We start from the raw sequence: 6,652 nt of genomic DNA, 5'->3' as shown, positions 1-6,652 counted from the left end.
TCTATCCTTTCTCTGCGCTGTGCTTATCTCAATGGTCAACTTTCCGCTTGATGTATTTGCAAAAGTGAGATGCACCCGATCGAACTATTGTCAGCAGCATTAAATCCTTCAGTAATTAGTCATTGGCCAACAGTCACATAATTGTTGACAATATTGCACAATAGATAAAATTGTAAATATATAGCACCTGCGTTTTTTTTACCGCTTATGAATAGCAAATTCCTCGATCGCCTCCACCACCCCTCACGCCCCGTCATCGTCTTCGACGGCGCGATGGGAACCAACTTGCAAGTCCAAAACCTCACCGCAGAAGACTTTGGCGGCAAAGAATACGAAGGCTGCAACGAATATCTCGTCCACACCAAACCCGAAGCCGTCGCCAACGTACACCGGGGATTCCTCGAAGCCGGGGCCGATGTCATCGAAACAGACACCTTCGGCGCTGCTTCCATCGTACTCGCCGAATACGATTTGGCAGACAAAGCATATTATCTCAACAAAACTGCCGCCGAACTCGCCAAGGGTATCGCCGCCGAATTTTCCACGCCAGAAAAACCTCGATTTGTCGCAGGATCGATCGGGCCAGGCACCAAATTGCCAACATTAGGACACATTGATTTTGACACTCTCACCGCCGCTTTTGCCGAACAAGCAGAAGGACTTTATGACGGCGGCGTTGACTTATTTATTGTCGAAACTTGTCAAGATGTGCTGCAAATTAAATCAGCATTAAATGCCATTGAAGAAGTATTTAAGAAAAAAGGTGCGCGAATACCGTTAATGGTATCAGTCACAATGGAAGCTACCGGCACAATGTTAGTCGGTTCCGACATCAGCGCCGCCCTAGCCATTTTGCAGCCGTACCCGATCGACATTTTAGGCCTCAACTGCGCCACCGGGCCCGATCGCATGGCAGAACACGTCAAATACCTTTCCGAACATTCGCCCTTCGTCGTTTCCTGCGTTCCCAACGCCGGTTTACCCGAAAACATCGGCGGCCACGCGCACTACAAACTCACGCCAATAGAATTAAAAATGGCCTTGATGCGCTTTGTCGAAGACTTAGGCGTGCAAGTCATCGGCGGCTGCTGCGGCACCCGCTACGATCACATCCGCGAACTATCAGAAATTGGCAAAACTCTTAAACCCAAAATCCGCGAAATTACTTGGGAACCTTCCGCCGCTTCAATTTACACCGCCCAACCCTACGAACAAGAGAATTCCTTCTTAATTGTCGGCGAAAAACTCAACGCCAGCGGTTCCAAAAAATGCCGCGATTTGCTAAACGCGGAAGACTGGGACGGTTTAGTAGCAATGGCCAGGGAACAAGTGCGAGAAGGCGCGCACGTTCTCGATGTCAACGTTGATTATGTCGGTCGCGACGGAGTGCGCGACATGAAAGAATTAGTTTCCCGCGTTGTGACTAATGCAACTCTCCCTTTAATGCTGGATTCCACAGAATGGGAAAAGATGGAAGCAGGCTTAAAAGTTGCGGGCGGCAAATGTTTGCTGAATTCCACTAACTACGAAGACGGAGAACCGCGTTTTTATCAAGTTTTAGAGTTGGCGAAAAAATACGGCGCGGGCATAGTTATCGGTACAATTGACGAAGACGGAATGGCCAGAACAGCCGACAAAAAATTTGCGATCGCCCAGCGCGCATATAACGCCGCCGTCGCCTACGGAATTCCCGCCGAGGAAATCTTTTTTGACACCCTAGCTTTGCCAATTTCTACCGGGATAGAAGAAGACAGAAAAAACGGCAAAGCTACCATCGAATCCATCCGCCGCATCCGCCAAGAATTGCCGGGATGTCACGTAATTTTAGGAGTTTCTAACATTTCCTTCGGCTTGAATCCGGCGGCGCGACAAGTTTTGAATTCCATGTTTTTGCACGAAGCAATGCAAGCCGGCATGGACTCGGCAATTGTCAGCGCCAATAAGATTTTGCCCCTCGCCAAAATCGACCCCAAACACCAAGAAATCTGCCGTAAACTCATTTACGACGAACGGGAGTTTGACGGCGAAATTTGCGTTTACGACCCCTTGGGCGAGCTGACAACGGTGTTTGCGGGCAAAACTACCAAGCGCGATCGTACTGAAGACGCAAACCTCCCGGTCGAAGAACGCCTCAAGCAGCACATCATCGACGGCGAACGCATTGGCCTCGACATCCAACTCGCCAAAGCATTAGAAACCTATCCGCCCCTCCACATTATCAATACCTTCTTGCTAGACGGCATGAAAGTAGTCGGAGAATTGTTCGGTTCGGGACAAATGCAATTGCCATTTGTATTGCAGTCAGCAGAAACCATGAAAGCGGCAGTTGCCTATTTAGAACCGCACATGGAAAAGTCCGAATCCGGGGACAATGCCAAAGGCACATTCATCATCGCTACTGTCAAAGGCGACGTTCACGACATCGGCAAAAACTTGGTTGATATTATTTTATCAAACAACGGCTACCGAGTGATCAATTTGGGAATTAAACAGTCGGTTGACAATATCATCGAAGCTTACGAGAAGCATAAAGCCGACTGTATAGCGATGAGCGGCTTGCTGGTAAAATCCACCGCGTTCATGAAAGAGAATCTGGAAGTGTTCAACCAGAAAGGAATTACCGTTCCGGTAATTTTGGGCGGCGCAGCTTTGACTCCCAAGTTTGTGCATGAAGACTGCCAAAATACTTACAAAGGTAAAGTTATTTACGGCAAAGATGCGTTTTCCGACTTGCACTTTATGGACAAACTCATGCCAGCAAAATCTGCTGGAAAATGGGAAGATTTGCAAGGATTTTTAGACGAAATAGAGGATGACAATGGGGCGGTTAAAGAAGCTAAAACTTCGCCCGAAACTTCTGTCGAAGATGCGAAGAAAGCAGACACTCCTGTGGTGATAGATACCAGGCGATCCGAAGCAGTGGCAGCAGATATCGATCGCCCGACTCCTCCTTTCTGGGGAACGAAACTGTTGCAGGGAGAAGACATCCCCTTTGAGGAGATTTTCTGGCACTTAGATTTGCAAGCTTTAGTTGCGGGCCAGTGGCAGTTCCGCAAGCCAAAAGACCAATCGCGGGAAGAATACGACGCTTTCTTAGCTGAGACAGTTTATCCGAAATTGGAGGAATGGAAACACAAAATAATCACTGAGAAGCTGTTGCATCCCCAAGCCATTTACGGGTATTTTCCCTGTCAAGCTGAAGGCAATTCTTTGTATGTATATCAGCCCGAAATTATGGATGGCGGGCAAGATGTATCGACACCTGCTGCAACATTCACATTTCCCCGGCAAAAATCGGCGCGCCGGCTGTGCATTGCCGACTTCTTCGCGCCCAAAGAATCGGGTAAAATCGATGTATTTCCGATGCAAGTAGCGACAGTGGGAGAAATTGCTACAGAGTACGCGCAAAAGTTATTTGCTAACCATCAATATACCGACTATCTCTACTTTCACGGATTAGCGGTTCAGACAGCGGAAGCAATAGCAGAATGGACTCACGCGCGAATTCGGCGCGAATTGGGCTTTGGTAGCGAAGAACCGGACAACATTCGCAATATGCTAGCCCAAAGATATCGCGGTTCGCGGTACAGTTTCGGGTATCCGGCTTGTCCGAACATGGCGGATCAGTACAAGCAACTCGAATTGTTAAAGTGCGATCGCATCAACCTCTACATGGATGAAAGCGAACAACTTTATCCCGAACAATCAACAACCGCAATTATCACCTATCACCCAGCCGCCAAATACTTCACCGCTTAATTTCTCGGGTGCGCCCCGCGCACATTCCTCGGTGAATTATACTCGTTACCAGGCTCTTCCTGGTAACGCAGCTCCGGAGGCTCTGGCTCCACTTACAGCAGTAAAGCTTGTAGTATCGTTCCCAAAACTGTCCGGAGTATTGGCCCAGAAGGTAATGTCATTGCTGACAATGCGTAACGCCTAAATCTGACACTTGCGTTTAACCAAAGCGTCCACTAATGTACTCTTCCGCTTCTTTGGTTTGGGGAGAACGGAAAATTTGTTCAGTGGGACCAAACTCCACCAATTTGCCGCGCCGTTTGCCTTCATCGTCCGTTTCTGTATTGAAAAATGCCGTCCAATCCGCGATTCTTGACGCTTGTTGCATATTGTGAGTCACCGTAATAATTGTGTATCGTTCCTTAAATTCTAAGCACAGTTCTTCGACCTGTCGCGTAGAAATGGGATCGAGAGCAGAGCAAGGTTCATCCATCAATAAAACATCGGGCTTCATAGCGATCGCGCGGGCAATACAAAGCCTTTGTTGTTGTCCCCCCGATAACGCCGTTCCTTTTTCTTGAAGTTTATCCTTAACCTCATTCCAGATAGCTGCTTGTCTGAGGGAAGATTCCACTAATTCATCCAGATTTCCTTGATATCCGTTGGTTCTGGGGGCATAAGCAATATTTTCATAAATGCTTTTGGGAAACGGATTCGGTCTTTGAAACACCATTCCCACCTGTCGCCGCAATTTGACGGGATTCACTTGCGGATCGTAAATATTACGGCTGCGGTAAATGAGTTTCCCTTCCACCTTGGCAGCAGGGATTAAATCATTCATGCGATTGAAGCAACGCAATAAGGTACTTTTGCCACAGCCTGAAGGGCCGATAAAGGCCACAATTTTTTGACGGGGAATTTTGATATAGACATCGACCAGGGCTAAAAAGCCACTGTAATAAACCTTTATGCCTTCTGCATCAAACACGCTATCATCCGTGTTGAGGTGGGCTTTACTGTTAGTCATCTGAAATGGTCTCCTTAATCTTGACAACTCAAGTTAATTAATGGGTGGAATAGCGTTGGCGCAGATAGATAGCGACGCCATTAAGCGCCAAAATCAAGATAATCAGCACAATAATCGTCGCTGCGGCTGCACTGGCAAACCCCGGTTCAGGACGAGTAATATAGCTGAAAATTTGAATCGGTAACGCCATAAATCGTTGGAACAAACCCGGATTAAACGTGAGGAAACTGACAGCACCCACGACCACCAAAGAAGCAGCATCCCCCATGGCGCGGGAGACAGAAATAATCACCCCCGTAAGAATTCCCGGAATGGCATAGGGTAAGACATGGTGTTGAATGGTTTGCCATTTGGTAGTTCCCAGTCCATAGGAAGCATTTCTCAGGGAATCGGGAACGGCGCGGATGGCCTCCCTCGCCGTGACGATAATCACAGGTAAAGACAATAGGGCAAGGGTTAATGCCCCCGAAATCAAGGTAGGCCCAAACCCTAGTAAATAGTTAAAGACCCCTAAACCCAGTAAGCCATAGACAATAGAAGGAATCCCCGCTAAATTCCCGATATTTATCTCAATCACGGCAGTCCACCACTTTTTAGGGGCGTATTCCTCTAGGTACAAAGCAGCCCCTACCCCAATGGGAACCGCCACCACAAGGACGATCAGTCCCAGAAAGAAACTCCCAATAATGGCTGGACGGATACCTCCTCGTTCGGCAAAACGGGAAGGCGTTTCCGTGAGAAACCCCGGTGTTAGCAATCTGCCAAGTCCATCATGGAGGATATTAAGAACCAGTAAAGCGAGGACAAATAAACCGATGAGTAACCCAATTAAGAATAGATACTCAAAGACTTTACCGATCGCTTCTCGGCGTTCTAGGTTATCGGTAAATTCAGCAGTGTTGACGGAATTGTTTGTTGGAGTTGATTTAACCATAGCAATCAGTCGTATTTTTCCTTAAAGCGACTAGAAATCCAGAAGCTGACCATATTGAGAGCCAATGTAATCACGAACAGAACTGCTCCCACCGCATACAAAGTCTTAAAACTGAGGCTACCCCTGGGACTATCTCCCCCCGAAATCTCCGCCATAAAAGCGGTCAGGGTGGCGACGGATTCCATGAAATTGAAAGTGAGGCGAGGCTGCGATCCAGCCGCAATCAGAACGGTCATGGTTTCTCCCACTGCGCGGGAAACGCCTAAAATAATCGAAGCCATAATCCCAGACAAGGCTGACGGAAGCACCACTTTAAAAATGGTTTCTAGTTTGGTAATGCCCAAGGCATAGGAACCATCCCGCAGAGAACGGGGAACCGATTGAATGGCATCTAAGCTGATGGAACCGACGGTGGGGGTGATCATAATGCCCATCATTAACCCAGCGCTGAGGGCATTAAAAATCTCTAAGGGGAAAAGATGCCGCAGAACCGGAGTGACAAAAAGCAAAGCAAAGTAACCATAAACTACTGTGGGAATTCCCCCCAATAACTCCACAGCAGGGCGTAACACGGCTGCCACTTTCGGTTGGGCATATTCACTCAGGTAAATGGCTGAAGACAACCCCAAGGGAACCGCCACAGCCATAGCGATCGCAGAGGTTAAAAACGTTCCGTTCAGCAGCGGCCAGATGCCAAAATGAGGTTCGGCAAACAGGGGAGTCCATCGGGTATCCAGAAAAAACTGGGCTAAAGAAACTTCTTGGAAAAAACCCAAAGTCTCTTGGAAAATGATCCAGACAATACCAAAGGTTGTGGCAACGGACACGAAGGCACAGGCAAATAAAACCGCGCCAATAATCTTTTCTGGGACATCTTCCGAACCCTTCTTAAGCAAGGAGTCATCCGCAGCGAAAAGGGAGTCATCAAAGGAACTAGGAGTTAGGGTCATGGG

4 protein-coding genes are annotated in these 6,652 nt (G+C 47.9%); 1 reads left to right on the top strand and 3 read right to left on the bottom strand.

Annotation, left to right across the window (positions count from 1 at the left end):
* Positions 1–207 precede the first annotated feature (207 nt).
* Entirely contained in the window at positions 208–3,759 is a 3,552-nt protein-coding gene (gene metH, locus QUB25_RS03160) for a methionine synthase (RefSeq protein WP_333181976.1), read from the top strand.
* Between the two features lie 199 nt (positions 3,760–3,958).
* Here the strand turns inward: metH and pstB are convergent, their stop codons facing one another.
* Genes pstB through pstC form a run of 3 tightly spaced genes read right to left on the bottom strand, consistent with a single transcriptional unit; the run spans position 3,959 to position 6,649 of the window.
* Positions 3,959–4,765: a phosphate ABC transporter ATP-binding protein PstB gene (pstB, locus tag QUB25_RS03155; protein ID WP_333181975.1), complete on the bottom strand. Its 807-nt coding sequence runs from the start codon at positions 4,763–4,765 to the stop codon at positions 3,959–3,961.
* A 37-nt stretch (positions 4,766–4,802) separates the two neighbouring features.
* Positions 4,803–5,699, bottom strand: a complete 897-nt coding sequence (gene pstA / locus QUB25_RS03150) for a phosphate ABC transporter permease PstA (RefSeq protein WP_333181974.1) — start codon at positions 5,697–5,699, stop codon at positions 4,803–4,805.
* A gap of 5 nt (positions 5,700–5,704) precedes the next feature.
* On the bottom strand, positions 5,705–6,649 hold the full coding sequence (gene pstC / locus QUB25_RS03145) for a phosphate ABC transporter permease subunit PstC (protein WP_333181973.1): 945 nt from the start codon (positions 6,647–6,649) through the stop codon (positions 5,705–5,707).
* Positions 6,650–6,652: the final 3 nt, after the last annotated feature.

Origin of the sequence: Microcoleus sp. B3-D7 (assembly GCF_036705305.1) — a bacterium.
Classification (GTDB): Bacteria; Cyanobacteriota; Cyanobacteriia; order Cyanobacteriales; family Microcoleaceae; genus Microcoleus.
The sequence above is the reverse complement of the archived record's forward strand: the minus strand, read 5'-3'. Positions and strand labels throughout refer to the sequence as shown.